This is a genomic window from Nocardiopsis yanglingensis, assembly GCF_045809185.1.
Lineage (GTDB): Bacteria > Pseudomonadota > Gammaproteobacteria > Xanthomonadales > Xanthomonadaceae > Stenotrophomonas > Stenotrophomonas yanglingensis.
Map to the genome: position 1 here is coordinate 259,026 of NZ_JBJNRH010000003.1, position 25,270 is coordinate 284,295.

23 protein-coding genes are annotated in these 25,270 nt (G+C 66.1%); 16 read left to right on the forward strand and 7 right to left on the reverse strand.

All coding sequences use genetic code 11. The features are described from left to right. Nucleotides 1–23: 23 nt before the first annotated feature. Nucleotides 24–3,380 (reverse strand): S8 family serine peptidase, encoded by a 3,357-nt coding sequence (locus ACJ7C5_RS07170; protein WP_088026047.1) that lies wholly within the window; start codon nucleotides 3,378–3,380, stop codon nucleotides 24–26. 338 nt (nucleotides 3,381–3,718) lie between these two features. Here ACJ7C5_RS07170 and ACJ7C5_RS07175 point away from each other — a divergent pair, with 338 nt between their 5' ends. The 3 genes from ACJ7C5_RS07175 to ACJ7C5_RS07185 all read left to right on the forward strand — a co-directional run bounded on the left by ACJ7C5_RS07175 (nucleotide 3,719) and on the right by ACJ7C5_RS07185 (nucleotide 6,851). Next, nucleotides 3,719–5,023, forward strand: a complete 1,305-nt coding sequence (locus ACJ7C5_RS07175; protein WP_412703480.1) for a hypothetical protein — start codon at nucleotides 3,719–3,721, stop codon at nucleotides 5,021–5,023. 289 nt (nucleotides 5,024–5,312) lie between these two features. Beyond that, nucleotides 5,313–6,053: a DNA/RNA non-specific endonuclease gene (locus tag ACJ7C5_RS07180; protein ID WP_094001554.1), complete on the forward strand. Its 741-nt coding sequence runs from the start codon at nucleotides 5,313–5,315 to the stop codon at nucleotides 6,051–6,053. A gap of 102 nt (nucleotides 6,054–6,155) precedes the next feature. Beyond that, nucleotides 6,156–6,851, forward strand: a complete 696-nt coding sequence (locus tag ACJ7C5_RS07185) for an HAD family hydrolase (protein WP_094001555.1) — start codon at nucleotides 6,156–6,158, stop codon at nucleotides 6,849–6,851. A 6-nt stretch (nucleotides 6,852–6,857) separates the two neighbouring features. On the opposite strand, the gene ACJ7C5_RS07190 is transcribed toward ACJ7C5_RS07185, so the two are convergent. The 4 genes from ACJ7C5_RS07190 to ACJ7C5_RS07205 all read right to left on the reverse strand — a co-directional run bounded on the left by ACJ7C5_RS07190 (nucleotide 6,858) and on the right by ACJ7C5_RS07205 (nucleotide 9,408). Then, a complete protein-coding gene (locus ACJ7C5_RS07190; protein WP_412703481.1) occupies nucleotides 6,858–7,040 on the reverse strand; it encodes a hypothetical protein in 183 nt (60 codons plus the stop codon). A gap of 44 nt (nucleotides 7,041–7,084) precedes the next feature. After that, on the reverse strand, nucleotides 7,085–7,510 hold the full coding sequence (locus ACJ7C5_RS07195) for a VOC family protein (RefSeq protein ID WP_094001556.1): 426 nt from the start codon (nucleotides 7,508–7,510) through the stop codon (nucleotides 7,085–7,087). 10 nt (nucleotides 7,511–7,520) lie between these two features. After that, a complete protein-coding gene (locus tag ACJ7C5_RS07200; RefSeq protein ID WP_412703482.1) occupies nucleotides 7,521–7,982 on the reverse strand; it encodes a helix-turn-helix domain-containing protein in 462 nt (153 codons plus the stop codon). A 70-nt stretch (nucleotides 7,983–8,052) separates the two neighbouring features. Continuing rightward, complete coding sequence (locus ACJ7C5_RS07205) at nucleotides 8,053–9,408, reverse strand: sigma-54 interaction domain-containing protein (RefSeq protein ID WP_412703483.1); 1,356 nt, start codon at nucleotides 9,406–9,408, stop codon at nucleotides 8,053–8,055. 397 nt (nucleotides 9,409–9,805) lie between these two features. On the opposite strand from ACJ7C5_RS07205, the gene ACJ7C5_RS07210 reads away from it, so the two are divergent. From ACJ7C5_RS07210 to ACJ7C5_RS07255, 10 genes are all read left to right on the forward strand, one after another. Further along, the gene (locus ACJ7C5_RS07210) at nucleotides 9,806–10,336 is read left to right on the forward strand and encodes a hypothetical protein (protein WP_412703484.1); all 531 of its coding nucleotides are present in this window, start codon (nucleotides 9,806–9,808) and stop codon (nucleotides 10,334–10,336) included. Further along, nucleotides 10,333–10,950, forward strand: coding sequence for a hypothetical protein (locus tag ACJ7C5_RS07215; protein ID WP_088026062.1), 618 nt, complete (start codon nucleotides 10,333–10,335; stop codon nucleotides 10,948–10,950). The genes ACJ7C5_RS07210 and ACJ7C5_RS07215 overlap by 4 nt, the downstream gene beginning before the upstream one ends. A 43-nt stretch (nucleotides 10,951–10,993) precedes the next feature. Beyond that, the gene (locus ACJ7C5_RS07220) at nucleotides 10,994–12,310 is read left to right on the forward strand and encodes an adhesin (protein ID WP_094001560.1); all 1,317 of its coding nucleotides are present in this window, start codon (nucleotides 10,994–10,996) and stop codon (nucleotides 12,308–12,310) included. 99 nt (nucleotides 12,311–12,409) lie between these two features. Continuing rightward, nucleotides 12,410–13,114, forward strand: a complete 705-nt coding sequence (locus ACJ7C5_RS07225; protein WP_088026064.1) for a C39 family peptidase — start codon at nucleotides 12,410–12,412, stop codon at nucleotides 13,112–13,114. A gap of 12 nt (nucleotides 13,115–13,126) precedes the next feature. Next, a complete protein-coding gene (locus tag ACJ7C5_RS07230) occupies nucleotides 13,127–13,876 on the forward strand; it encodes a hypothetical protein (RefSeq protein WP_412703485.1) in 750 nt (249 codons plus the stop codon). Nucleotides 13,877–13,922: 46 nt separating this feature from the next. Then, nucleotides 13,923–15,245: a transporter gene (locus ACJ7C5_RS07235; protein ID WP_412703486.1), complete on the forward strand. Its 1,323-nt coding sequence runs from the start codon at nucleotides 13,923–13,925 to the stop codon at nucleotides 15,243–15,245. A gap of 108 nt (nucleotides 15,246–15,353) precedes the next feature. Next, nucleotides 15,354–16,238, forward strand: coding sequence for an NAD(P)-dependent oxidoreductase (locus tag ACJ7C5_RS07240; protein WP_412703487.1), 885 nt, complete (start codon nucleotides 15,354–15,356; stop codon nucleotides 16,236–16,238). Between the two features lie 101 nt (nucleotides 16,239–16,339). Next, a complete protein-coding gene (locus tag ACJ7C5_RS07245) occupies nucleotides 16,340–17,479 on the forward strand; it encodes an SPFH domain-containing protein (protein ID WP_088026068.1) in 1,140 nt (379 codons plus the stop codon). A gap of 20 nt (nucleotides 17,480–17,499) precedes the next feature. Further along, nucleotides 17,500–18,852 (forward strand): hypothetical protein, encoded by a 1,353-nt coding sequence (locus ACJ7C5_RS07250; protein ID WP_412703488.1) that lies wholly within the window; start codon nucleotides 17,500–17,502, stop codon nucleotides 18,850–18,852. Beyond that, a complete protein-coding gene (locus tag ACJ7C5_RS07255; protein ID WP_049445043.1) occupies nucleotides 18,849–19,106 on the forward strand; it encodes a hypothetical protein in 258 nt (85 codons plus the stop codon). The genes ACJ7C5_RS07250 and ACJ7C5_RS07255 overlap by 4 nt, the downstream gene beginning before the upstream one ends. A 100-nt stretch (nucleotides 19,107–19,206) precedes the next feature. On the opposite strand, the gene ACJ7C5_RS07260 is transcribed toward ACJ7C5_RS07255, so the two are convergent. Continuing rightward, nucleotides 19,207–20,103, reverse strand: coding sequence for a tyrosine-protein phosphatase (locus ACJ7C5_RS07260; protein ID WP_412703489.1), 897 nt, complete (start codon nucleotides 20,101–20,103; stop codon nucleotides 19,207–19,209). A gap of 17 nt (nucleotides 20,104–20,120) precedes the next feature. After that, entirely contained in the window at nucleotides 20,121–22,409 is a 2,289-nt protein-coding gene (locus ACJ7C5_RS07265) for a TonB-dependent receptor (protein ID WP_412703490.1), read from the reverse strand. Nucleotides 22,410–22,532: 123 nt separating this feature from the next. Between ACJ7C5_RS07265 and ACJ7C5_RS07270 the strand changes: the two genes are divergently transcribed. The 3 genes from ACJ7C5_RS07270 (at nucleotide 22,533) to ACJ7C5_RS07280 (ending at nucleotide 25,250) form a co-directional block, all read left to right on the forward strand. Beyond that, nucleotides 22,533–23,183, forward strand: coding sequence for a TetR/AcrR family transcriptional regulator (locus ACJ7C5_RS07270; protein WP_094001569.1), 651 nt, complete (start codon nucleotides 22,533–22,535; stop codon nucleotides 23,181–23,183). Nucleotides 23,184–23,265: 82 nt separating this feature from the next. Next, nucleotides 23,266–23,835, forward strand: a complete 570-nt coding sequence (locus ACJ7C5_RS07275) for an AprI/Inh family metalloprotease inhibitor (protein ID WP_412703491.1) — start codon at nucleotides 23,266–23,268, stop codon at nucleotides 23,833–23,835. Nucleotides 23,836–24,095: 260 nt separating this feature from the next. Next, nucleotides 24,096–25,250: a M23 family metallopeptidase gene (locus tag ACJ7C5_RS07280; protein ID WP_412703492.1), complete on the forward strand. Its 1,155-nt coding sequence runs from the start codon at nucleotides 24,096–24,098 to the stop codon at nucleotides 25,248–25,250. The last annotated feature ends 20 nt before the right edge of the window (nucleotides 25,251–25,270 follow it).

Sequence of the window (25,270 nt, forward strand, 5' to 3'; positions counted from 1 at the left end):
GCGGCCGGGATGCTGCAGGCGCCTTACGGCGTTACGGTCAGGGCGACACGGACAGCGGTCTTCGGCGTGCTCGGGTCATTGCTGCCGACACAGACGAAGCCCGAATAGCTGCCCGGCGCGAGGCCGCTGGCATTGATCTGCACCTGCGTGCTCTGGCTGCCGCCTGCGGAGATGCGGCCCAGGGCGCGGGTCGGTGTGCCGATCCAGCCGGCGCCGCAGGCGTTGCTTCCGCCCAACCCATACGCCAGCCCTGGTGCGCCGGTGGTGGCGGACCAGGCACCGCTGCCATCCGGGTTGATGATCGCGCCGCGGTACACGTTGTCGCCGCTGGTCGCGTTGAACCAGAACCAGCTGGTGGCCAGAGGCGCACGCACCGAGACCACCAGCCAGTAGCGGCCTGCGGGCAGGTTCACGTTCTGGCCCGCCGCGGCCATGTCCAGGTTGATCGTGGCCAGCGTGGCCGACGTTCTTACACCCGGCCCACTGACGGTGGAGGTATAGGTCCACACCGCCAACTGCGGGCTCGATTCAGGATTGCCCTCCGGATTGCCGCCGACATCACGGTAGATCGACCAGTTGATGTTGGTCGATGTCGCCAGCGTGCCACCGTTGACGAAGCCGTCAGCGACGATGCGGGTGATGCCGGTGGCCTCGCCAAGGGTGAAGTCATCGGCGGCGAGCTGTGCACGCGCTCCCACCGTCGCGGCATCGGTGAAGCGCGTCGAGCGCCGTCCATTGGCGTTGTTCGCCGCCTGCGCCACCAGCGTACGGGTGCCCACTCCGGAATTGTCGATCTGCCATTCCAGCGGTGAACCGCCGGTATTGGCGATCTGCAGGTTTACCGCGCCGCTGCCACCGGTTGGCAGGGTCAGCGTGTTCAACGGCGGCGTGGCGGCAATCTGCGGCGGCGGCACCGACACGGCGATCGGCAGGCGCAGCAGTGGCTGGCTGGTATCACCCCCCTGCGGCGCCAGGGTCAGCCTGGCAAAGCGCCAGCTGCCATCGTTCGGTACCGAACCAGTGGTGACGATGATCCGCACCGACTTGCTTTCACCTGGCGCCAGGGTGAACACCGATGGCGAGACGACCGCAGTCAGACCCTGCACCTTCGCGGTCCACGTCTGCCGGGTCGGCAGCACATTGCGGAACACGCGGGTGAAGCTGCAGCTGTCGGGGCAACTGCGCTTGCCCAGGCTGGCGATGTTGAGCGACGACACTTCACCACCATTGGCCGGATTGGCCCCCAGGAAGTTGGCCTTGGTCTCGTTCAGCACCAGCCCTGCCCGCAGTGCCTGGTCCACCTGGATGCGGCCCGCGCCCATCGCGAACGCGTCGGCCGGAGTGACACCATCTTCCTTCAGCACCTCCTGGCGTGCGGTCATCATCAATGCCGAGCGTGTCTCCTGCACGGTCCAGTCAGGACGCGCCTGGCGCAGCAGCGCGGCGGCACCAGCGTGATGCGGTGATGCCATCGAGGTGCCGTCCATCAGGCCGACGGCGTTCTCCGAGCCGGTCACCTCATTGCCGGCGATCACGGCCAGCACGCGCACGCCCGGAGCGGTCACGTCCGGCTTGACCAGATCAAAGATTCCGGCAGGGCCGCGTGAACTGAAATCACCCAGCACATCCGGCGTATTGCTGATCTTGCTGGCCGGATAGGCAATGCCGGCGGTGGCGTTGTTGCCAACGCTCGACGCAAAGGTCCGCAGTGCATCGGCGTCCGACTGGTCGATGGCGAAGGCGGGAATGGTCGCCCCGGCCACGTTGGGCAGGATGGGAGCCGGCTGGTTGTTGCCGATCAGCACGGCGATCGCTCCCGCCGCAGCGGCGTTGTTGACCTTGTCGCTGAAGTTGCACGAACCACGGCGGATCACCGCAACGGCGCCCTGGAAGGTGTTGGCCGGGAACGCCGCGCAGCCATCGTTGGCACTGTCGATGCCTGCACTGACACGCAGCGGCGTGGTTGCAGGAATCGGCGTTGCGAACGGCACGCCGCCCGAGCCTTCGGTCAGCAGGATGGCAGTGAGCGCCGGCGGCACGCTGCCGGGGCCGCTGACCGCAGCGAACAGCACGATGTCGCCGCGGCCATGCGTGGCCGCCGCAGTGCTGCCGGTCCAGGGTTCCAGATGGCCCATCGTGTTCGGACCCGGGCCGGAGTTGCCGGCCGAGGTGGCCACGTAGATGCCGGCATCGGATGCATTGAGGAAGGCCAGCGAGACCGCCTCTCCCCACGGCGCGGTACCACCGGCAATGGAGTAATTGATGACGTCGACCACGCCGTCGGCGAGAGCCTGGTTGACCGCTGCCAGCGTCGAGGTGTTGGGGCAGAAGCCGCGCCCGGTGGAGACCTCGGTGTAGCAGGCGTCGTAGGCGATGATGTTGGCGCGCGGCGCAACACCGGAAATGTGGATCTGGTTGCCACGGTAGGACGCAGTGTGCGGGTTGCCAGCGGCGGTGGAAGCGGTATGGCTGCCATGACCGTTGGTGTCACCAAAACCAGGCTCCTCGCGCACATCCGCAACGCCGCACTGGTTGCCCGGCGCACCGCAGACAAAGTCGTAGCCGCCAATCAGCTTGCTGTTGCAGCGACCTTCGTCGATGCCGCCCGGCGCGCAGGTACCGAGGTAGTTTCCTGCGCCCAGCGGATTGACGTGCTCGTAGCCATCCTCGGCACGGGCGGTGAAGGCCGGGCTGCCGAAGTTGATGCCCGAGTCGATGACGCCGACCACCACACCTTCGCCACGGAACGGCGTAGGTGTGCCGTTCCACAGCGCAGGTGCGCCGATCAACCCTGGACCGACGTCGGTGTCCTGCTCATACTCCCTGTACTCCTCGACCAGCTGCACATCGGGAAGTGCGCGCACGCGCTCTGCTTCCTGCGGATTCATCTGCAGCACCGATGCGTTGATCGCATGCTGCATGCGCCGTTCGACCTTCACGCTGCGGCCCAGCGCGGCATTGATGCGGGCCTCGTGCTGTACCTGGCGGTCAGCGAGGAAGCGCACATAGTCCTGCGAGCGTGCACCCCTTACAGCGATGCGCGGTGTCGGCGCATTGCCGGTGGCCGCCGCTGCACGCGCGGCGCTGGCGGAGGGGCGCATGCGTTCCGGTGCCGCGAGGCCCTGGATGTCGCCCTTGTAGGTGGCCAGTGGCTCCTCGCGATAGACCACGATGTAGCGGTTGGAGAGCTCGGCGAAGCCGCTGCCCGGACCGCTTGCCGCAGGCCCGGACGGATTGCCGGCGCGTGCGTCCACCGAGGGATTGCCTGTCTTCGACTGGGCGCCGGTACTGCGTATGCCCACGGCAGCGGCGGCCAATGCGGCACCCGCCACCAGGGTCAGTGCAACCCATTTGCTTCGTTTGATCCATGCATTGCGCATCGAATACCCCTTTTCATTGAAAGCCCGAGATGCACGCCGGCGTCAGCGCCGGCGCTGTGATGTCTGGTGCTTCAATTGCGGGTGCGGCGCGTAGTCCCCGACGCCTTGCACCCCGCTGCGCCCCGGCAGCGGAATCGACACTACCTTAAAATTTGACGTGGCGCACAGTTTTTCGTGACAACTGCAAGGCAGAGATCAGTACGCGAAAGTATGGATGCGCTTCTGCAAGGCGTAGTGATAGCCAGGGCTGCCGACGCGACAACGCGTTCGTTGCCCCTCGTTGAAGGACAACGGTGTCCAGTGCTATGACTGCCTGCGCCCATCAACGCACGGATGCCATGAATATTCTCCGCACCGCACTGATTGCCTGTGTTGCCTGTGCAGCAGGACCGGCATGGTCCGTTGAATCACCGATTGCCGAAGCCGACGCGAGCGGAATCTTCAGCGAAGCAAGGCGGCTGTGCCATGCCGATGGCGGCCAGCTGTGGGGACAATCCCTATGTGGGCCGATGATGCTGGTTGATCCAGGGAGCCGGCAGGTCATCGCCTCGCACGCAGACGCACAGGGTGCGCTGAAGGAGCGCGGCAACGTGTTCGTAGGCCAACTTCCGTCTGATGCGATCGTCGCCAACACCGCCGTGGACTGGTCCGGCACACGCTGGACGCAACTGCTCTGGCCATTGCCGCAGAACCTGTCCAGGCGCAGTACGCTGCTGGCTCACGAAATGTTCCATCGCCTGCAACCGGCATTGCCCATCATCGCGCCAACCGAAGGCGGAAACGAACACCTCGACACGCTTGAAGGGCGCTACTGGCTGCAGTTGGAATGGCGCGCACTGGCGGATGCGCTCGCGGCCACCGATGCAGTGGCGCAGCACACTGCGATGATGGATGCGCTTGCATTCCGCGCCGAGCGCCACCGCCAGTTCCCTGCGGCCGCGCAGGAGGAAGCAGCGCTGGAATTGAACGAAGGCCTGGCCGAGTACACCGGCGTGGTCGTCGGCAACCCATCGCCCGCGACACGCGTCCAGGCGGCGCTGCATGACCTCCGGGCGCACGTTGCTGATCCCAGCTTCGTCCGCTCTTTCGCCTACGCCACCGGCCCGGCCTATGGCCTGCTGCTGGACCAGGCGGCCCCCGGTTGGCGCAGCACTCTCGCCCACCGCGCCCGGGACCTCGGCACGCATCTGGCCGAAGCGACCGGTGCCCCTCCGCAGACGGACGTGACCGCATTGCGGGCCGCTGCCGCGCGCTACGACGGGCCGGCATTGCGCGACGCCGAAACGCTGCGCCAACAGCAGCGCCTGGCACAGCTGGAACACAATCGTGCGCGCTTCGTGACAGGCCCGGTGGTGCGCCTGGACCTGCGCAGCATGCGCATCGAGTTCAACCCCAACGCGATGCAGCCGTTGCCAGGCCGTGGAACGGTGTATCCAACGATGCGGCTGACCGACACCTGGGGCAGCCTGGACGTCACCGACGGAGCGTTGATGCAGAGCGACTGGAAGGCCGTGTTCGTGCAGGCGCCCACAAGTACTGACCCATCGCTACAGGGGCCGGGGTGGTCGCTGACCCTGAAACCGGGATGGTCGCTGGTGCCGGGAACGCGCAATGGCGACTACGTGTTGAAGGCGACCCCCTGACGACAGCTGCAGGCATCGCGATGCCCTAGCACGCCTGCGTTTCAGCCACGCCCTGCTCCATCTGACACATCGCCAGTGCTTGCGCGCTGTCACAGCTTCGTCTTTTCGTCGTTGACCGAAAGACGACAGCTTGTGACGCTTACGACACCGCACGGCCTCCACGGCCCTGTCATCGCGGTCACGTCCCACCGCAATCCGCAGCACCCGTCTCCGCAACGTCCTTCCATGACTTCGCCCCGGCCCGGTCGTGGCGGACGGCTGCGCCCTGAACTTCTGCTGGAGAACCGCAATGCGCCTTGCAAGCTTCTTCTTCGCGTTCGTCCTCAGCGCCGTCGCCGGTGCTGCCCAGGCCCAGGTCGTCACCCTCAACAAGGGCGGCTTCGTGCTCACCTACGACTGCAGCATCCACAGCGCCACCCGCTACGAATACACGCTCACCGCAGACACCGGCTCGGAAGCGCGCCCCTCCAGCTTCTACAAGGACCCGGACCTGCCCGCCGGCTGCCTGGGCCAGACCAGCACGGCCTCGTATGCCAGCATCAAATCCGGCTATGACCGCGGACATCTGGTCACCTCCAACCACATGGACTACAACGCGACCTACATCCGTCGCGCCAACTACATGACCAACATCGTTCCGCAGGTGTCCAGCTTCAACCAGGGCATCTGGGTGAAGGCCGAGAATGTGGCCGAGTGCTACCGCGACATCGCGCCGGTGGACGTCTATGGTGGCGTGGTTTACGGCGATGCCTCCAACGACTACTTCCTTTCCAGTCACGGCATCCCGACGCCGGAGTTCTTCTGGAAGACCATCATCACCCGCGACCCGAACACCGGCACGGCCAAGGCGATCAGCTGGATCATTCCCAACGAAGCCAATCTGGGAAGCCTGGACAGCTATCTGGTGACCATCGCCGATCTGGAGGAGCTGCTGGGTGCGAGCTACGTGGCGATCAACGCTCCGGCCTCGCTGAAGAACATGCTGCCGGCCAGCACCTGGCCGCAGCCGGCCGGGTGTGATCTGGGTTGATCGGACCGGCGGGAATGGGCGGCACCTGGTCGGGGTGCCACGCCAGGACAGCTGTGGGAAAATGAAGGGCAATTGCACCACCGCATGCTCCAGGAGTTGTAGATGTCCCGTTTCCCCTTCGATGCCGTGCTGTTCGACTGCGACGGCGTGCTCGTCGATTCCGAGCCACTGGTGGCCCGCGTGCTTTCGGAAATGCTGACCGAGCGCGGCTGGCCGCTGACTCCGGCGCAGGCTGGCGAGGTGTTCCTGGGCCAGTCCGTGGCCCATCTGGCCGGCCTGATCGAAGAGCGCACCGGCAAGCCGTTCACCGAGGAATGGCTGGAAGAATTCCGCCAGCAGCGCAACCGGGCGCTGGAGCGTGACCTGGTTGCGATCCAGGGCGCACCTGAGGCTGTGCGCGCGATCAGCGCCGCCACCGGCGGGCGCATCGCCTGTGCCTCCGGCGCCGATCTGCACAAGGTGAAGCTGCAGCTGGGCAAGGTCGGCATCCTTGATGCCTTCGGTGCCCATGTGTTCAGTGGCCAGGACATGCCCAATACCAAACCGCACCCGGATGTCTATCTGGCCGCGGCCGCAGCGCTGGGCGTGGATCCGAAGCGCTGCGCGGTGATCGAGGACACCGTGACCGGCGCCACTGCGGGCGTTGCCGCAGGCGCCACCGTGTTCGGCTTCAGTGAAGGCGGTCCGCACCACAGTACGCCGGAGGCGCTGCGTGCCGCAGGTGCGCAGGCGATCTTCCAGCGCATGGACCAGCTGCCCGCCCTGCTTGCCGCCTACGCAGTGGATACCGTCGCCTGACCCTGCTCAGCCCGCAGCGCCCAGTGCGGCGCTGCGGCGCTTTCCGGTGTAGTGCAACGCGAAAAGGTACAGGCCGGTGAACAGTTGCAGGAACAGTGGCGGCAGCGGCCAATAGGTGATCCACGCCGCAGGCTCGCCCTGCCCCAACCCACGCGCCACGAAGTTGGCGACCACGGCCAGGGTGAACATGATCGAGGTCCAACGATGCACGGGCCGTGCCCAGGCACCGCGGCTCATTGCCGGCGCCTCGCCTCGGAACGGGCCTCGATCATCTTCCAGCCATTGCCCGATGGGTCGCGGAATCCGGCGTCCACGGCGCCATAGCGCTCGATCGGCTCCTGGGTGAATTCCACGCCCTGTGCCAGCCATTGCGTATAGCGCGCCTGGCAGTCATCCACGGCCAGCACCAGCGGCGGCATTGCGCCTTTGGCCACCAGCTGCCGCAACGCCTGCGCCGTGGCTGCGTCGTGGGTGGGCGGGCCTGGCGCGAACAGGCCCAGCTGGAAACCGTCCTGGCCCGGGCTGCGTACCGTCAGCCAGCGGTAACTGCCGTTGCGTACATCGGTATGCACTTCGAAGCCGAGCTTGCCAACGTAGAATGCGAGTGCTTCATCCTGGTCGCGCACATACAGGCCGACCGTGTTCACAGTGTTCGTCATGGGACCTCCCTCAGGAGGGGTCCACGTTAGCAACTGCCTCGCGGCGACGCTTCTCCAAAACTGCGATGTTCAGGTCCGGTCGTTGCGCGGCACGTGCGTGGCATTCCGGCACGCTGGAAGAAGCCGCCGGGCCTGCGCGCTCACGCTCACGCACATTGCCGGGGCTGTCGCCGGTGATGTCACGGAAGATGCGGCCGAAGGTGCCCAGGCTGCTCCAGCCGGTCTGCGCAGCGATCTCCGTAACCGGCAGGTCGGTGTCACGCAGCAGCGCTACGGCACGCTCGATGCGGCGGCTGAGCAGGTAGCGATGCGGCGGCAGACCGAATGCCTGCTTGAACGAGCGCGCGAAATGCGCGGGTGACACGGCGCTGACCTCGGCCAGGCGCGTGACCGGCCATTCCTCATGGCTGGCCAGATCCATCCGGTCCTTGGCACGCAGCAGGCGTCGCAGCAGTTCGGGGCTCTGGTTCATCTCGCACGCATGGCAATGCAAAGGGCGTTGGCCGAAGCGTGGGCGGAGCGTCCTGCGGCGTCAACCCGGCTCAACGCTGCGCAGGCAGCTCCAGCCGGTGCTTGCGGCACAGCCGGTACACCGTCACCCGCGAGATCTGCATCTGCCGCGCGCACTCGGAGACGTTGTAGCCGGTCTGGCGCAGGGTCTGCAGCAGCACATCGCGCTCGGCCTGGCCCCGGGCATCGTGCAGCATGGCGCTGGGCAGCGCCTGTACCGGCTCCCCCAGCTCCAGGTCACGCTCGCTTATCAGTTCACCTTCGGCCATGATCGCCGCCCGTTGTACCCGATTGAGCAGCTCGCGAACATTGCCTGGCCAACCGAAACGCCGCATCGCCTGCAGCGCCATTGGCGAGAAACCACGTGCACGTACGCTGTGCCGCAGCCGGAAGCAGCGCAGGAAGTGTTCGGCCAGCAACTGCACGTCGGCACCGCGCTCGCGCAGCGGTGGCATCAGCAGGCGCAGCACGTTCAGACGGTAGTAGAGATCGCTGCGGAACCGCCCCTGCGCCACCGCGTGCTCCAGTTCGACGTGGGTAGCAGCAAGCACCCGCACGTCTGCGCGCAGGGGCTGGCTGCTCCCCACGCGCTCGAAGGTTCCCTCCTGCAGCACGCGCAGCAGACTGGTCTGAGCTTCGGCCGGCAGGTCACCCACTTCATCCAGAAACACCGTGCCTCCGTGCGCGGACTCGAACACGCCGATCTGCCGCTTGTCGGCGCCGGTGAACGAGCCACGTTCGTGACCGAACAGCTCCGACTGCACCAGGTTGGCCGGAATGGCCCCGCAGTTGACCGCAATGAACGGCTTGCCCGCGCGTCCCGACAGCGCGTGCAGCGCATGTGCCGCCAACTCCTTGCCTGTACCGGTCTCGCCGGTGACCAGCACCGGCAGTTCCACCGGTGCGAACTTGTGCAGCACCGTGCGCACCGCATGCAGCGCAGGACTTTCTCCAATCAGGGCACGTGGCCCGTGCCCGCCACAGGCCTCATCGATCGACGGATCATCCGCATCGAACTGCTGGCGTATCGCGCAGACCAGCTCCTGCAGCCCGAACGGCAGAGTGAACCGCCCTTGGCAGCGCGCCAGCAGCGGCAACCACATCGGAGGTACAACGGCGGCGCCGGGTGGAAGCACCGCCAACCAGGGCAGATGCAGATGCTGCTCCATCCAGGAGGTGAGCAGCTGCAAAGCCGTTGAATCCAGATGGCGAAGATCCAGCACGGCAAGCAGGCGATCGCGCCCGCGCAGGCCAATCGCCATGGTGGGATCGGGATGGATGCTGCGCACATACCAGCCCGCAGCTGCCAGCGCGCTGCGCTCGTTCGCCAGCGGCTGGCCGAACCAGAGTACGCAACGTGATGCAGAAGCTTCCGGGACCGCTGCCATGCTTCCCCCAGCATCCGGACACCGTCGGCGGGCTGTCAGGCAATCGCCGGCGTGCCGCCCCTCCGCCGGGACCTCTACGGCCACCGGGGCGGCCTTTGTTGGGCGGATCCTAGCGCTTCCCTAAACGGCGGCGCAATGAGCAGTGCGTCAAGAAATTCGTGGCTGAAGCGGCACCGTTGCAGACCGCGACGCCACCTGTAACACCGATGCGACAGTTGCCCGCCGCCCTTGCCCTGCGGTGCCTGGGGCTTCGAAATCCCAACAATTCCGCGACGTGCCTGTAACAGCGTGGCAGCAGCCCGGTCAGGTACTGCACGGTCCCAACGTTGGCGGGTGGGCACTTCGAAGTTGGCACGGTTGATGCGTGGTTCCGCCGCACCCATCGCGGGAGATCGGCATGGACGGCATCACCCTGATTCGCGGCCTGGCCGCAGCACTGGCAGTGGCCCTGCTGTCGGTTGGCGCGGGCGCATCCGCATCCGGCGCCCGCCAGGGCGTGAAGGCACAACCGGGCGAGATTGTCCTGTTGCGGGACGTATCCGCGCGGGCTGCCTATCGCATGGCACCACCGGGCGTGGCGCTGATTGCCGACCCGAAGCCACAGCGCGAGATCGCTACCGCATTGGGCGCTGGCGGCACGACGACCGGCATGGACGAGCTGAGCGATGAGGACTATGCCGGCATGGGCGCCGGCCAGGCAGCGTCCATCGCGGCGCCGGGCGGTACCACCGTTGAACGGGTCACCCAGCAGGCCCTGGGCGGCACACTTGGCCGCAATGGTGATGGCATGGTCGGCGGCAGCCTGGGCGGTGCGATGAGTGGGCCGCTCGGTGCGGTCGGCAGCAGTACCCGCGGCATTGCCGACACGGTGCGCGGCGCACTGGCCCAGTTCCCGCTGCAGGGCACGGCCCCGGCAGGTGGAAAATGAAGTCCCTGCATGGGTTGCTTCTGCTGCTCGCTGCGGCGCCCGTGGCAACCCGGGCCGATGACTACAGCGGCATGCTCGCCTATCTCGACGTGGCCCGCATCGACGGCCACGCACTGGCCGGGGCGAATGGCGCCATCGCAGTCAACCAGGCCGCCGGTGACCTGAACCTGCAGGCCAACCTGCGGGGCATCGCCAACGGCGATCGCGCCGACGTGGCGATCAATGCTCGGCAACTGCAGCAGGGCAACCGCGTGCTGTCCGGGCCCCTGCAGGCTACTGCGTTCATCGGCGGTGACGCACTGGCCGGCGCCAGTGGCATCGCATCCATCAACCAGGCCAGTGGCATCGCCAACACGACGCTCAACGTCGTCAGCGCGACGCTGGCCCGACAAGGCATACGCGAAACCGACGATACGGCCTTGGCCGCCGAGGGTTCCGCGTTGGCAGGGGGGCGGGACGACACCGGTCGCGGCGTCGCGACGGGCACCCGCAGCGCCGGTGTAGCCAGCACCGCACTGCGGGGATTCGACGGGGTCCTGCAACTCAATCAGATCGCGGGCAACGGCAACGACACGGCCAACGTACTGGGCCTGGTCGTGCAGGACCGCCCGTGACAACCACCCAACCGATGCACCACCTGATGAGAGAGAGGGCACCATGAAAGCGACCGTCAAACAGACCATGCTCGCCATGGCGATTGCCACTGCCTCGACCGCCGCTGCGGCCAATGGCTGGGACAACCAGAACGCCAACGCGAACATCAACCACAACCACACCGTCAGCGAAACCCGCAACGACACGCACAACCACACTGACAATGACGTGCGCAACCGCACCGTCAACGTCAATGTGCAGAAGCACAGCAACATCCAGGCCGACGAGCGCAAGGAAAAGAACAACCACGGCGTCGACGTGAACCTGGAAAAGGACCTGCGGCTGAGCACCGACATCAATTTCTCCGGCGACCCGAACATCACCGGCGACATCGACCTCGACTCGGCGGCCATTGCCGTGATCGACAACCGCCAGTCGATCAGCAACAACGCCACCAGCAACAGCCTGGTCACCAACAGTGCTTCCATTGGTGACAGCGTGGGTGCCGGCGCGTCGGGCAATCTCGGCTTCAACGTGGTATCCGGCGACAACAACGCCCAGGACAATGCTGCGTCGTTGTCCGCTGCCGATGCGTCCTTCAGCTTCGGCATGGCCGACGCCGAGGTGTTCGTCAACCAGGCCGGCTTCGGCAACGCCACCATGAACTCCGGCGTCACCAACGCCGCAGGTCTCGGCGGCAACGCCTTCGGCGGCGCGTCCGGCAACATCGGCGTGAACATCGCCTCGGGCAACAACAACGAGCAGAAGAACGCGCTCGCTGCCTCGGTAGCGACCACGGCGGTGGCGCAGTCGAGCATCAGCTCCAACCAGGTCTCCACCGGCAACACGGTCAGCAACGCCGGCTTCGTGCAGTCGTACACCGATACCGTGCAGGTCGGCATGCATGGTGGCGTCAGCGGCCTGACCCTGGCCTATGGCGCGGGCACCTACCGCGGCACCGGCAACGCCTACCAGATGGCCAATTACTACCTGGATACGTGGAATGGCGAGCTGCCGCACCCGGGCGGCAACAGCACCGGCCACATCGACCTGGACAACCAGATCCAGAACGCCACGATGAACCCCAACCGGCCGGGGGTGGGCGGCCTGGGCTTCGATACGCGTGAGAGCGGCACCAGCCAGTTCGTCGAACTGGGCGTGGCTGACCTGTATGCCAGCCTCAGCGGCACGGTCAGCACCACGCGCTGGGTGAACGTCAACGCGACCAACACCTCGGCGTTGTCCGGCAGTGCCTTCTCGGGCGCCTCCGGCAACATCGGCGTGAACGTGGCGGCGGGCACCGGCAACCTGCAGGCCAACAGCCTGGCCCTGGCAGTCGCCCAGCCCAGCACCGGCGGCGGTGGCGGCAGCGGCGAGTAAGCGCAACACCCCGGTCGTCCGCCAATGGCCGGGTTCCCGGGAGCCCCTGTTCCTCCTCCCCCTTGGGACAGGGGCTCCCCCCTGCTGCTGGAGATCACGATGAGCCGCTACGGCCTCTCGATATGCCTGCTGGCCTGCCTGCTGTTGCTGGCCACTGTTTCTGCGTGGGCGGGCGACGTGCGCTTCAGTGGCGTACTGCCCAATGGCGCGCTGCTGCAGCAGAAGGTGGAGAGCATGCAGGAGCGGCGCTACCGCAACGTGGTGCGCCAGCACACCGACTACAGCTGCGGGGCGGCCGCATTGGCGACCATCCTGCGCCATGCCTATCACCTGCAGACCGACGAAGCGACGGTGATCGAAGGAATGATGGGGGTTTCCGATCCAGCACTGGTGGCCGAGCGCGGTTTTTCGCTGCTCGACATCAAGCGCTATGTGGAATCGCTGGGCATGCGTGGGCGTGGCTATCGCATCGATGAGGCACGCCTGCGCACGCTTCGCGTTCCTGGCCTTGTCCTGATGGACGTGCGCGGCTTTCGCCATTTCGTGGTGCTCAAGCAGGTGCGCGACGGTGTGGTCGAGGTGGCTGATCCCATCCTTGGCAACCGCAGCCTGGCACTGCCTGAATTCCTCGCCGCGTGGCCATCGCGTGCGGTCTTCGTGGTGATCGGCAGCGACTTCGATCGCAATACCGTTCTTCTGCAACCCAGCGAACGGCCAAGTGCCCGCGCGCTCTACGCGCGGCAAGGGCCGATCACCGATGCCGAACTGGTCGACTTCGGCTTCAGCCACGCCGACCTGTTCTGAGGAGGTACGACCATGTTCCGTCAACACGTATGGATGGCGCTGCTGTTGATGGCCCCTGCCCCGCCCCTGCAGGCCGCCGACGGCAGGACCGGGCGTGGACTCACGGAAATCCCCGACCCGGAGCTGAGCCTGATGCGAGGCCGCTACACCGTGGGCGGCAACAACGTGGCCTGGTTCGGAATCACCATGGTTTCGCAGTGGCAGGCCGGCAACGGCGCCACCCTGCAGGGCGCATTGACCCTGGCCATGGACTTCCGCGGCGGCGGTGCGCCGAAGCTGAGTTTCCAGCCCAGCGTGCATGTCACCGCTGCTGATGCGCCACTGCCGGACACACATGGGCGCAGCATCGACAGCAGCGGCCTGGCCAACGCCAGCGGCCTGGTGCAGAGCGTACAAGTGGCTGGCGATGGCAACGTCGCCCGCAATGTCACCACGCTGAGCGTGCGTGATGGCGAGACGCCTTCTGCAGCGAGCGAGGGTGCGCGTTCGGTCAGCGCGCAGCAGGCCGGCGCCAGCGCGACAGCCGTGCTGGAAGGCAACCAGGCCCGCCTGCTGCTGCAGGTGGATGGCCAGGGCCTGGTGCAGCAGTGGATCCGCAATGGCAGCGTCGGCCAGGGCATTGCCCTGGCCGGTGACGGCCAGATCGCCAGCAACCAGTTGCGGCTGGAGCTGGTGCGCAACACCGTGGGCGGCAACCTGCCGTTGAGCCAGAACGTGGCCCAGGCGATTGCGTTGAACCGCGGCATGGGGCCGGGCCAGTAGCAGGGCCCGGCATTGGGGGAAACGCTCCACAACGCAGGACACGAACATGCACACCCTGATGAGGATCACCCCGTTGGCGCTGGCGGCGCTGGCGGGCACTGCCCTTGCCGCTCCGCCGACGCCTGGCGATGGCGCCGACGTGCAGGCACTGGCCAACCAGCTGGAGCAGCTGAAATCCAACTACGCACAGGAAGTGCGGCGGCTGCGCGAACTGGACATGCAGGTGCAGGCCATGCAGGCGCGGCTGAGTGGGAAGGTTGGCCCGATGGCCCCGTCTACGGCTACGGCTACGGCTACGGCTACGGCAGTCGAGCGTGGCTCGACTCTACAGAGTGGTGCGGCCGTTCCGCCGAGCAGCGAGGGCTACGCCAGTACCGCCGCCGAGGCGCAGCAGGCCAAGCAGGAGTCGCGGCGCAGCGTGGACGACGTGAAGCAGCAGCAATCGGCCCTGTTCTCACGTCGCTTCACCATCGAGAACAGCCTCACCTACGCCCGCTACGACCGCAAGCAGCTCACCCTCAACGGCTTTCTCGCGTTGGACGCCATCTTCCTCGGCAACATCGCCATCGAGAACGTGGAGTCCGACTCGCTGACCTACAACGTTGCGGCCCGCTGGGGCGTCAGCCCCAACCTGACACTCAACCTGGATGTGCCTTACCTGGCGCGGCGCACCGTGTACCAGAAAGGCGGCGCCGGCGGTGCGGCCGCGGCCATCGCGCAGGAGCAGACCAACGGCAACGGCCTGGGCGACATTGGCCTGAGCGCGAACTACCGCCTGTTCGGCGAACGCGGCTGGCGCCCGGAGACCGTGCTCACGGCCGGTGTCACCGCCCCCACCGGGCGCGCCCCCTACGGCCTGGACTGGAAGGTGATCGAGCGCGATGACGATGACTACATCCGTTTCGCCGTGCCACGCGAGCAGCCCACCGGCAATGGCGTGTGGCAGGCCAATGTCGGCCTGTCGATGGTGAAGACCGCTGACCCGGCCATCCTGTTTGCCAACATCGGTTACGTGCACTCCATCCCGCGCGGGTTCAACGACATCGACAGCAATCCGGACACGGTCAACCCGGGCGACGTGAAGCTCGGCGGCTCGGTGTACTTCGGCGCCGGCGTGGCGTTCGCGTTCAACGAACGCACCAGCCTGAGCCTGTCCTTCAGCGACCGCATCAGCGCCCGCGCCTCCACCCGTTTCCAGGGCGGCAAGTGGATGAAGGTGATCGGCAGTGACGCCAATGCGGCGTCACTGAACCTGGGCGTGACCTATGCGTTGAACCAGCACACCACGCTGGTGACGCTGCTGGGCATCGGGCTGACCCCGGATGCGCCGGACTTCACACTGGCGTTCAAGATTCCGTACATGCTCTAGAAATGAGCTGAACGGTATCAATGGCCATGCTTCACACGCCCCTCGTGCACTGAATCCGGCGCGGTTCTGGGTCATGATGGTCTTCCTTCCTGTCGCGCGGGTCGCACCATGTACATCGGATTCATCGGTCTGGGCGTGATGGGTACGCCCATGGCCGTCAACCTGGCCCGCGCCGGGAACCGCGTACTGGCATGGTCACGCTCCAGCCGGAACGACGAGGCAGCTCGCTCAGCGGGCATCGAGCGCGCCGGATCCGTGCAGGAGGTATTCAACGCCTGCCACACGGTCATCATGATGCTGGCCAACGATGAAGCCATCGACGCCGTGCTGCTGCGCGGCTCCGGTGACTTCGACACGCGCGTGCAAGGGCGTCTGCTCATCAACATGGGCACAAGCTCCGCCGCCTACTCAAGGGCGCTGGCCGATCAGGTCCGTCGCGCGGGCGGGCGCTATGTCGAAGCGCCGGTCTCCGGGTCACGCCTGCAGGCCGAGGCGGCACAGCTGGTGGTCATGCTGGCAGGCAACGAAGCAGATCTGGCCGAGGCAGAGCCCTTGCTGGCCTCGTTGGGGCGGCAGATTGTCGCCTGTGGCGAGGTTCCGGCAGGCCTGCAGATGAAGCTTGCGGTGAACCTGTTCCTGATCACCCTGGTCACCGGTCTGGCCGAAGCCGTGCACTTCGCCGAGGTTCACGGCATTGCCCTAGAGCGCTTCGCCGAAGTACTCAACGCCGGGCCTATGGCCAGCGAAGTATCGCGGATCAAGCTGGACAAGATGATCCGCGGGGACTTCGCGGTCCAGGCCTCGATCAACGATGTTCTGAAGAACAGCGGCCTGGTGGCCGGTGCCGCGCACGAGGCGGGCATGCAGGCGCCCCTGATCGACGCCAGCGATGCACTGTTCGCGCGGGCGCAGCGGATGGGGCTGGGAGGGCTGGACATGGCGGCGGTACTCCAGGCGATCCGGGGCGGCCGAGAGGCCACCAGCGGAGCCTGATCCGGATTCATCTTCCGGCACCACAGCGGTCCCTGCCCGCTGCTATATTCAGTCCAGCTCGGCAGGCATGGTGCCTGCCCTCGAATCACAGGGAGTTGGTCATGGGTCTGGTACAGGCGGTGAAGGGTGCGGTTGGCGGTGTGCTGGCCGACCAGTGGAAGGACTTCTACACCGTGCCGGCGGGCCTGCCGTCCACGGCGGCGCTGTTCGCGGCGGTGCCGCAGGGCACCAATGCCGGCCGCGGCTCCAACACCAGCGGTTCGTCGAACATCATCACCAACGGCTCGAAGATCGTCGTACCGGAGGGCTACGGCCTGCTGCTGTTCCAGGACGGCGCGATCACTGCGTTCGTCGCCGAGCCGGGTGGCTACGAGTGGCGTTCGGACGATCTGAACTCGCAGTCGATCTTCGCCGGTGACGGCCTGGTCAGCACCTTCATCAAGCAGAGCTGGGAGCGCTTCAAGTTCGGTGGTCAGCCGGGCTCGCAGCAGGCGGCTTACTTCGTCTCGCTGAAGGAGCTGCCGGACAACCGCTTCGGTACCCAGTCGGAAATCTACTGGGACGACGGCTTCCTCAACACCCAGGTCGGTGCGGTCACCCGTGGCTCGTACACGCTGAAGATCGTCGACCCGATCCTGTTCGTGAAGAACTTCGTGCCGGCCAGCTACCTGCAGCCGGGCCAGGTGTTCGACTTCACCGACCTGGACAACGCCGCCGCCAGCCAGCTGTTCAATGAAGTGGTCGGCTCGCTGGCGCCAGCCTTCAGCCTGTATACGAACGATCCGGGCAAGGGCAACCGCATCACCAAGCTGCAGCAGGACTCGCTGGGCTTCGCGCAGAGCCTGTCGGCCGCCGTTGAACAGGGTTACCAGTGGAAGTCTGACCGCGGCCTGGCGATCGTCAAGACCGCCATCGTCTCGATCGAGTACGACGCCAACACCCGCGAGCTGCTGAAGACCGTGCAGCGCGCCGACGCGCTGTCCGGTTCGCGCGGCAATTCCAACCTGCAGGCCAGCGTCGCCCAGGGCATCCAGTCGGCCGGCGAAAACGGCGGCGCGGCAGGTCTGGTCGGTGTCGGCATGGCCTCGGGCATGTTCGGTGTCGGCGGCATGCAGCAGCCGGCCACCCCGGCTGCGGACGATCCGGTGGCCAAGCTGAAGAAGGCCAAGGAAATGCTGGACCTGGGTCTGATCACGCAGGGCGACTATGACGCCCTGAAAGCCAAGGCACTGGGCCTGTAACGGCAGGACGCACAACCAACATGTCCGATCCCCGAAACGGCCCACCGCCGCTGCCTGGATCCGCGCCCGCGACGCCGCCGCCCTTGCCGGGGGCGTCGTTGGATGGGCCCGGTTCACCGCAGGACGTCCCTCCCCTGCCCGGCAGCTTTCCGCTGGACACCTCGAAGCTGCCGCAGGCCATCCGCGATGAAGTGGAAGCGCCCGATCCTGTAGCCATCGATACCTCGGCCAGCGAGCTGAAGGACGGCCTCAACCGCTGCCCGAAGTGCGGCGCCACCGACATCCGGCCCAAGGCCGGGACTGATATCCTGATCTGCCTGTACTGCCGTCACGAATGGCATGGCGCGCGGGTCGAGGAGGAATTCGGGCTGGGCGAGGCCATCGACCAGCTGCGCGGCACCGTCATCGCCTCTGGCGCACGTGACATCGATGCCGATACATCGGCACTGATGACGTTCAAATGTACCGGGTGCGGTGCCGAAGTCACGGTCAATACCGAGAGTACGATGACGGCGCGCTGCCACTGGTGCCGCCACGTGTTCGGCGTCAACGAGCAGATTGCCAATGGCGCGGTACCCGATGCGGTGCTGCCCTTCCATATCAAGAAGGACGATGCGGTGGCACGCATCCGCCAGTTCGTCGACAAACGCCGCATGTTCGCGCTGAAGGCGTTCAAGGACCAGTTCACCCCGGAAAACGTGGTGGGCGTGTTCCTGCCCTACATGATCGTCGACAGCAATGTCAGCGCTGCGGTGGCCGGCAAGGGCGAGATCAAGACCCGTGAGTACACGGTCGGCAGCGAGAAGAACAAGCGCACCCTCTACGACGCCGATGTCTACCAGGTCGAACGCCAGGTCGATTTCACCGTCGACGACCTTCCGCTGGAATCCTCGGCCGAGCGCGGCAATCTGGATGTCCGCGCCAACACCAACAACATCATCAACACGATCCTGCCATTCGACACCAAGAACGCGGTGAAGTGGAACGCTTCGTACCTCGCCGGCTTCACCTCTGAAAAGCGCAACCTCGACGTGGAGAAGCTGCGGCCGCGGCTGGAAGACCAGCTGCTGTCGATCGCCCGCTCGCAGGTGGAAGGCTCGGTGAAGCGTTACAACCGTGGCGTGCGCTGGGAGCAGGAACAACTGGAGGTGCATGGCACCCGCTGGGTGTCGATGTACCTGCCGGTGTGGTTGTACTCGTACCACCAGCCCGGCAGGAACGGCGGCATGCTGCACTACATCGCGGTGAACGGCCGAACCGGCGAAACCATGGGCAGCGTGCCCGTGCAGCAATGGAAGATGCTGCTGGCGGCTCTGGCTACCGGCACCGTCATTGAAGCCCTCGCAATTGCCTTCCTGGTGGCATCGACATGAGCGACGACAGTGGCCTCTGGCTGTTGGCGGCAGGTCCAGCCGGCGCAACCGCGCTGTACTGGGCGTTGTACCGCTATTACCGCAACACCGACAAATCGCATTCCTTCGAGCACGAGACCGAGATCGAGGCCAAGCCGGTCACCGGCTCGGACCAGCAGGTGGGCCGGGTCACCGGCACCGAGGAAAAGCGCATCCGCGGTGACAATGTGTACGAGTACCGGAAACGGGTGGTAAGGGTGAAGCCCGACCAGTAACGCCAGGCCACGCCTGGATGCGGGGAGCGCCGGCCGCCGGCCGGCATTCCCTTAGTCTCTGGACATCAAAGGGGAGCCGGCCAGCGGCCGGCACTACCTGTCAACCGGCCTGCCCCAGCCGCACCTTCAACTGCTGGATCTCCTGCTCGCTCACCCCGATCGACTTCAGGTAACCCTCGGCACCACCGTACTGGCTGTGCAGTGCGGCCAGGAACTGTTCCATGTTGTCCGGTGCGGTACCGGACATGCCAGCCATCTTGCGTGCGATCTCGGGATTCTGCTTGATCAGCGCCATGATCTGCGCGTTCATCGCGCTGTCCTTCGGCTGCCCTTCCAGGTAGTGCGCGGAGATCGCGTAGTTGTGCACGATCTCGGCCTTCGGCACGCCCGCCAGGTCCAGCAGCAGGCCGGCGATGATGCCGGTGCGGTCCTTGCCGGCCGTGCAATGGAACAGCACGGCGCCATCCTGCTGCGCGGCGATGCGCTGGAACACCTGCTTGAACTGCGGCTGGCTGTGGCCCAGCCACTGCACATAGGCTTCGCCGAGCGAATCGGGGAAGCTGCTCATCATCTTCTGCAGGTCCATCTTCTCGGTGCCCATCAGCGAGATGCGCTGGTAGTCGAAGCGATCATCCCTGGCCAGCAGGTCCGGCGACTGCGCTTCCTCATCGGCGGTGCGCAGGTCGATGTCCAGCTTCACGCCTGCAGCGGCCAGGGCATCACGGTCGGCATCGGTGAGGCGGCCGAGGTCGGCGGTGCGCACGAACGCATCGGCCGGAATCGGGCCATGGCGGCCCTGCAAGCCGGCGAAGGTTCGCACGTTCCAGGCCCCCTGCAGCGAGATCACGCGCTGCGCGTCGGCAGCGACCGGCTTCACGTTGGCTACGGCCGTCGGCTTCGCGGCGGCGGCCTGCGGTGCGTCGGCCGCAACGGCGGTCACGGCCAGCGGCAGGCTGAGCATCAGGGCCAGGGCAAGTTCGGTAGAGCGGTGCTTCATGGGGTTCTCCGTTCGAATCAGAAGTTGACAGCCACATCCAGGCCGAAGGTGCGCGGATCGTTGAAGATGCCGGTCTGGCCCAACGCCGGGCTGTTGAGCTTGTAGAACAGGTGCTGCTCATCCAGCAGGTTGCGTGCCCACAGCGAGAACGACATCGTGGTGCCGGTGCTGTTGACCGGAACGTCCACCAGCGCCACCCGTGCATTCACCACGAACGAGCTGTCAGTCAGCATCTGGTCGTACTCGCTGGTGTAGTAGCCATCGGACCAGTTGCCGTCCACATGGAATTTCAGCGCCGAGAAGTTGGCGAATGGCACCAGATAGTCGACCGACAGGCTGCCCGCGCTCTTCGGGGCCAGCAGCGGCTGCACGGTCACCTGCACCCCAGCGCCGAACGGGTCGGACGCGGTCTGCGCATCGATCTTCGTGTAAGCGTAGTTGAGGCCGAGGGTGAGGTTGTCGATCGGCATCACATTGAACTCCAGCTCCGCGCCGCGCGACTTGCCATCGCTCAGCGCATTGGTGGTGACCATCGTGGTGCGGGTTTCGCCGCTGTTCGGGTCGAACGGCAGCGAGAAGTCCATCTGCTTGTGCGCGATGGTCGAATCGAACACGGCCAGGTTCAGGCGCGCGCGGTTGTCCCAGAACTGCGATTTGAAGCCCAGCTCATAGGCGGTCACTTCTTCCGGACCGAACGCGGTGTAGTTGGTCGAACGCGAATTGGCACCGCCGGCCTTGAAGCCGGTGCTGTATTTGGCATAGACCATTGCGTGCTCGCCGAGGTCGTAGGCAATGTTGAGCATCGGATCGAAGCGGCTCCAGCGGTCTTTGAAGGCCAGGTTGGTAGCCGCGCCATTGACGATGTACAGGCTGCCCTTCTTGTCATCTCGGGTGTAGCGACCGCCGGCGGTCAGGTGCAGGCGCTGCAACGCTTCCGGCGTCCAGGTAGCTTGGCCGAATACACCCAGGCTGTCGGTCCACGCCTTGCTGGCGCGGTCGATGCGCACGCGGGAAAGATCCAGCGGATTGGTCGCTGGGTTCACCGTATAGCTGTTGCCACCTGGCCCCCACACCAGCATGTTCGGGGTCTGCGCATTGTCGCCGGCGGTCTCGTGGTAGTAGAACGCACCGCCCAGGAACTGCACCTGCGAGGTGTTGCCGATCAGCTGGAACTCCTGGCTGTACTGGTGCTGGTAGACCTGCGCCAGGCTGTAACGACCGAACGGCGTCCCTGCGCCACCATAGGCGGAAATCGCATCGACCAGGCCCATGTCGAACTGGCCCTGGGTGAGTTCGCGGTAGGAACTGATCGACTTCAGCTCCAGGTTGTCATTCAACACCCACGACATGTTCAACAGATGGCCACTGGTGCGGCCGATGTTGTCTTCCTGCGGTCCACCGAGGATGGCGCTGTCGCGGCGGTCCAGGCTGGCGCCCGCCTTCTGCAGCGGGCTGAGGTAGGCACCTGGCACCAGCACCTGGGTGTGGTAAGGCGTGGTGGCGTCGTAGGAGCGATCGAACGCGTACAGCAGCGAGAAGTCATCGCTCGGCTGCCACAGCGCACTCAGGCGTGCGCCGCGCTTGTCGTAGCTGTTGAAGTCGCGCTCGCCGCGCATCGGGTTGTCGGTGGTGCCGCCACGCTTGGCCTGCACGGCGTCGATCTTGAAGCTGACATCGCCCACCTTGGGCAGGTCCAGGTGCAGCGCGCTGTTGTAGCCGCTGAAGTTGGACACGCCGGCGCTGACGCTGCCGCCGAATTCACCAGTGGGCGCCTTGGTCACGATGCTCACCGCGCCGCCTTCGGTATTGCGGCCGAACAGCGTGCCCTGCGGCCCCTTCAGCACTTCAATGCGCTCCACGTCGTAGAGCATGTTGCCCAGGCCCTGTGCGCGGCCCATGAACACCCCGTCGACGTAGATACCGACGCCGGCGTCGCGGGCCGGCTGGTTGGCGTCGCCGGAGGCGCCGATGCCACGGATGCCGATGTTCAGCGCAGAACTGCGGGTAGCGAACGGCGTGACCCGCAGCGATGGGATGGAGCCATCGGACAGGCTGCCCAGCGATATCGCGCTGCGGTCCTTCAGCGCTTCGGCATCGACCACCGATACCGAGATCGGGGTCTCCTGCAGGTTGGTGGCGCGTTTCTGCGCGGTCACCATCACCTGGTCGAGGGCGACCACGCTGCACGCGGCATCGGCGGAAGTGGCAACGTCGGCGCTGGGCGTGTCTTCGGCATGGGCCAGCGCCGGCAGAGCGGCGGCAATGGCGAGGGTGAGCAGCGGGCGGTGCAGCAGGGCGTGGCGCATCGGACTCATTCGCGGAAGGAGAAGGCCGGCGCAGTCTGGGAGGCGGGAATTACAAATGAATGACCGTTCATTCACATCTTTTGTGACGTACTATCCCGCCTCTGGACGCCCCGACCTCACGCAATGACGCCGAAAACCGCCGTAGCCGCACCCGCAGACGCCCCCGCCGCCGCCGCCGCCCATGCCGAAGCCCAGCGCCGGCGCATCCTCGACGCCGCCCAGAAGTGCTTCATCACCCGTGGTTTCCATGCCGGTTCGATCGGCGATATCGCTGCCGAGGCCGAGATCAGCCAGGGGCTGATGTACCGCTATTTCGCCAACAAGCGCGCCCTGATCCTGGCCCTGATCGAGCGCCAGCTGCGCCATGACCAGGCCTCGATCAGCGAAATGCCGGCGGCGTCCGATCTGGTTGATGGGCTGCTGGAGTGCTACCAGCAATGGGCACGCGGCGAAGTGCTGCCGATCCACGGCAACGCCATCGCCAGCGTGGCGCTGTATGCGGAGATCAATGCCGAGGCGCATCGCGACCCGGTGCTGGCGGGGGTGCTGCGCACCCATGACAAGCAGACCAGTGCCGCGATCCATGCCTGGCTGCGCCAGCGCGATGTCGATCAGGGCCGGATCGTGGACGAAGAGCAGATTGCCGGCCGGACCCTGCTGCTGCGGCTGCTGGTGGAAGGCCTGGCGATGCGTGCGGTACGCGACCCAGACCTGCCGCCGGAACGGGTACGCGCCCTGCTGGCCGACGCCATTGGGCGGGTCATGGCCGATTGAGGGGCGTTGAGGCGCGCCATCACACCGCCTCGCGCCCTACCGGTTCGATACTCGCGCCATCCAACCTGCCGAGGATGCTGCAATGGCCGCCGTGCTCGCCCGTACCTGCCTGCTCGCGCTGTGCTGCCTGGTCCTGCCCGCCCTCGCCCAGGACGCCTCGTCCGGCTTCGGCCAGCAGACCACCCGCACCGACCAAGCCACCCATTCGAGCAGCACCGAGATCCAGAACAATGGCTCGATGACCACGCAGACCACCACCAGTGGCAGCTCGCAGTCCGAGTCGCGCAGCGAAAGCAAAGGTATCGACGTGGGCTTCGGCTTCCGTGACAACAGCCACGACTGGCGCGATGACCGCGATATACGCGACAGCGATCTGTTCGGCAGCTGGACACTGGGCCAGGAGAACGGCAGCACCTGCACCATCGAACTGAAGAACATGGCATGGTTCGGCGGCTACAGTGCCTACGTGCCTGCCGGCTGCCCGGACGGCTTCTTCTCGGCCAACCGCTGGGTGCTGTCGGGCAACCAGCTGCTGCTTACCGATACCAGCAACACCGTATTCGGGCGCTTCCGTGCCTCGGGAGGTGGGCGCTGGACGGGGTACCGTGAATCGGATGGCGCGCGCTTGTATCTCAATCCCAAGGGGCGCTGATCGCACCGTGCACGCAGTGGGCACGCGCTGATCGGGAAGATCAGGCGTCCGCCTCACCCCGCCGCCGAAATGTCCGCCCCCACCGGCCCGGCGAGTCGGTGGCCGACACCCTGCAGCGTGCCGACAGCCGCCTGTATCGCGAGCGCGCACGCGTGCGTCAGCATCCCCGTCCGGAGCCGTGATACGCCCGTCGATGTACCAGTGACGCCGGCGTAGCGCTATGCTCGGCAGCGGCCACCATCGGCCTTGGGGGAACACGCATGACCCGCAGCGTCTGCCTGGCTCTGCTGCTGTTGCTGCTTCCTTTCCTCACCCTGTCAGCGCCTGCACCGGTTGAAGCACGGGTGCCCTTCGCACCGACTCCCTTTGTTGGCAGCGACGGCCTGCGCCATCTGGCCTACGAACTGCACATCACCAACTACTACGGCGACACCGGCGCGCTGCGGCCGCAATCGCTGCGGGTGTTCGGCGACGATGCCGAAACCCCGCTGCTGAGCCTGGATGCCCCTGCCCTGCGCTACTGGGTACGGCCGTCGCCTGCAGAGGATGGCGCTGTCTCCATTGCAGCGGGAAAACGCCTGGTGGTGTTCCTGTGGCTGTCCCTGCCAGCCACCGGTAACGTGCCGCACATCCTTCGCCACCGCATGCTGCTGGGCACCGAGCACAACGGCAGTGTGGAACTGGATGGCGCCGACGTTGCGGTCAACGCGGCGCCGGTGATGGTGCTCGGTCCGCCCCTGCAAGGCGGTCGATGGCTCGCCCACGAGGGGCCTGGAGCGGCGCAGTCACACCACTGGGGCAGCCTGGTGGCAGTAAATGGTGATCTGACAATTCCACAGCGCTTCGCGCTCGACCTGGTCGGCGTCGACGAACGTGGGCGCGCCGTGCGTCCAACGGCCAGGGATCTGCAGCACACCCGCCATTCGGACTGGGTGGGTCATACCGCGCCCGTACTGGCCGTGGCCGACGGCATCGTGCGTGCGGTCCGTGACGGGCAACCCGAGCACCCGCCGCTGACCGCGCAACCGGAACCCCGCTCACTGACGGCCGATGGCCTGTTGGGCAACTACGTTGTTCTGGAACTCTCGCCGGGTGTGTTTGCCAGTTACGCTCATCTGCGCACCGGCAGTATCAAGGTGAAACCCGGGCAACGGGTCCAGCGCGGACAGGCGCTGGCCCAGCTCGGCCAGTCCGACAATTCCGCCGCGCCTCATCTGCACTTCCAGCTTTCCAACAAGGCCACGTTCGAAGGGTCCGAGGGCATTCCGTACGTCTTCCAGGCCTTCGACGATTTCGGGCCTGAAAGCGAGGCGCAGCTGTTCGGCCAAGGGGAGGCCTGGAAGCCCGGAATGGCCGTGCCGCGTGAGAATCAGCTGCCGCTGAACGACATCGTCATTGCCTTCCCGCCACGCTGACACGTTCACTCTGCCGCCAC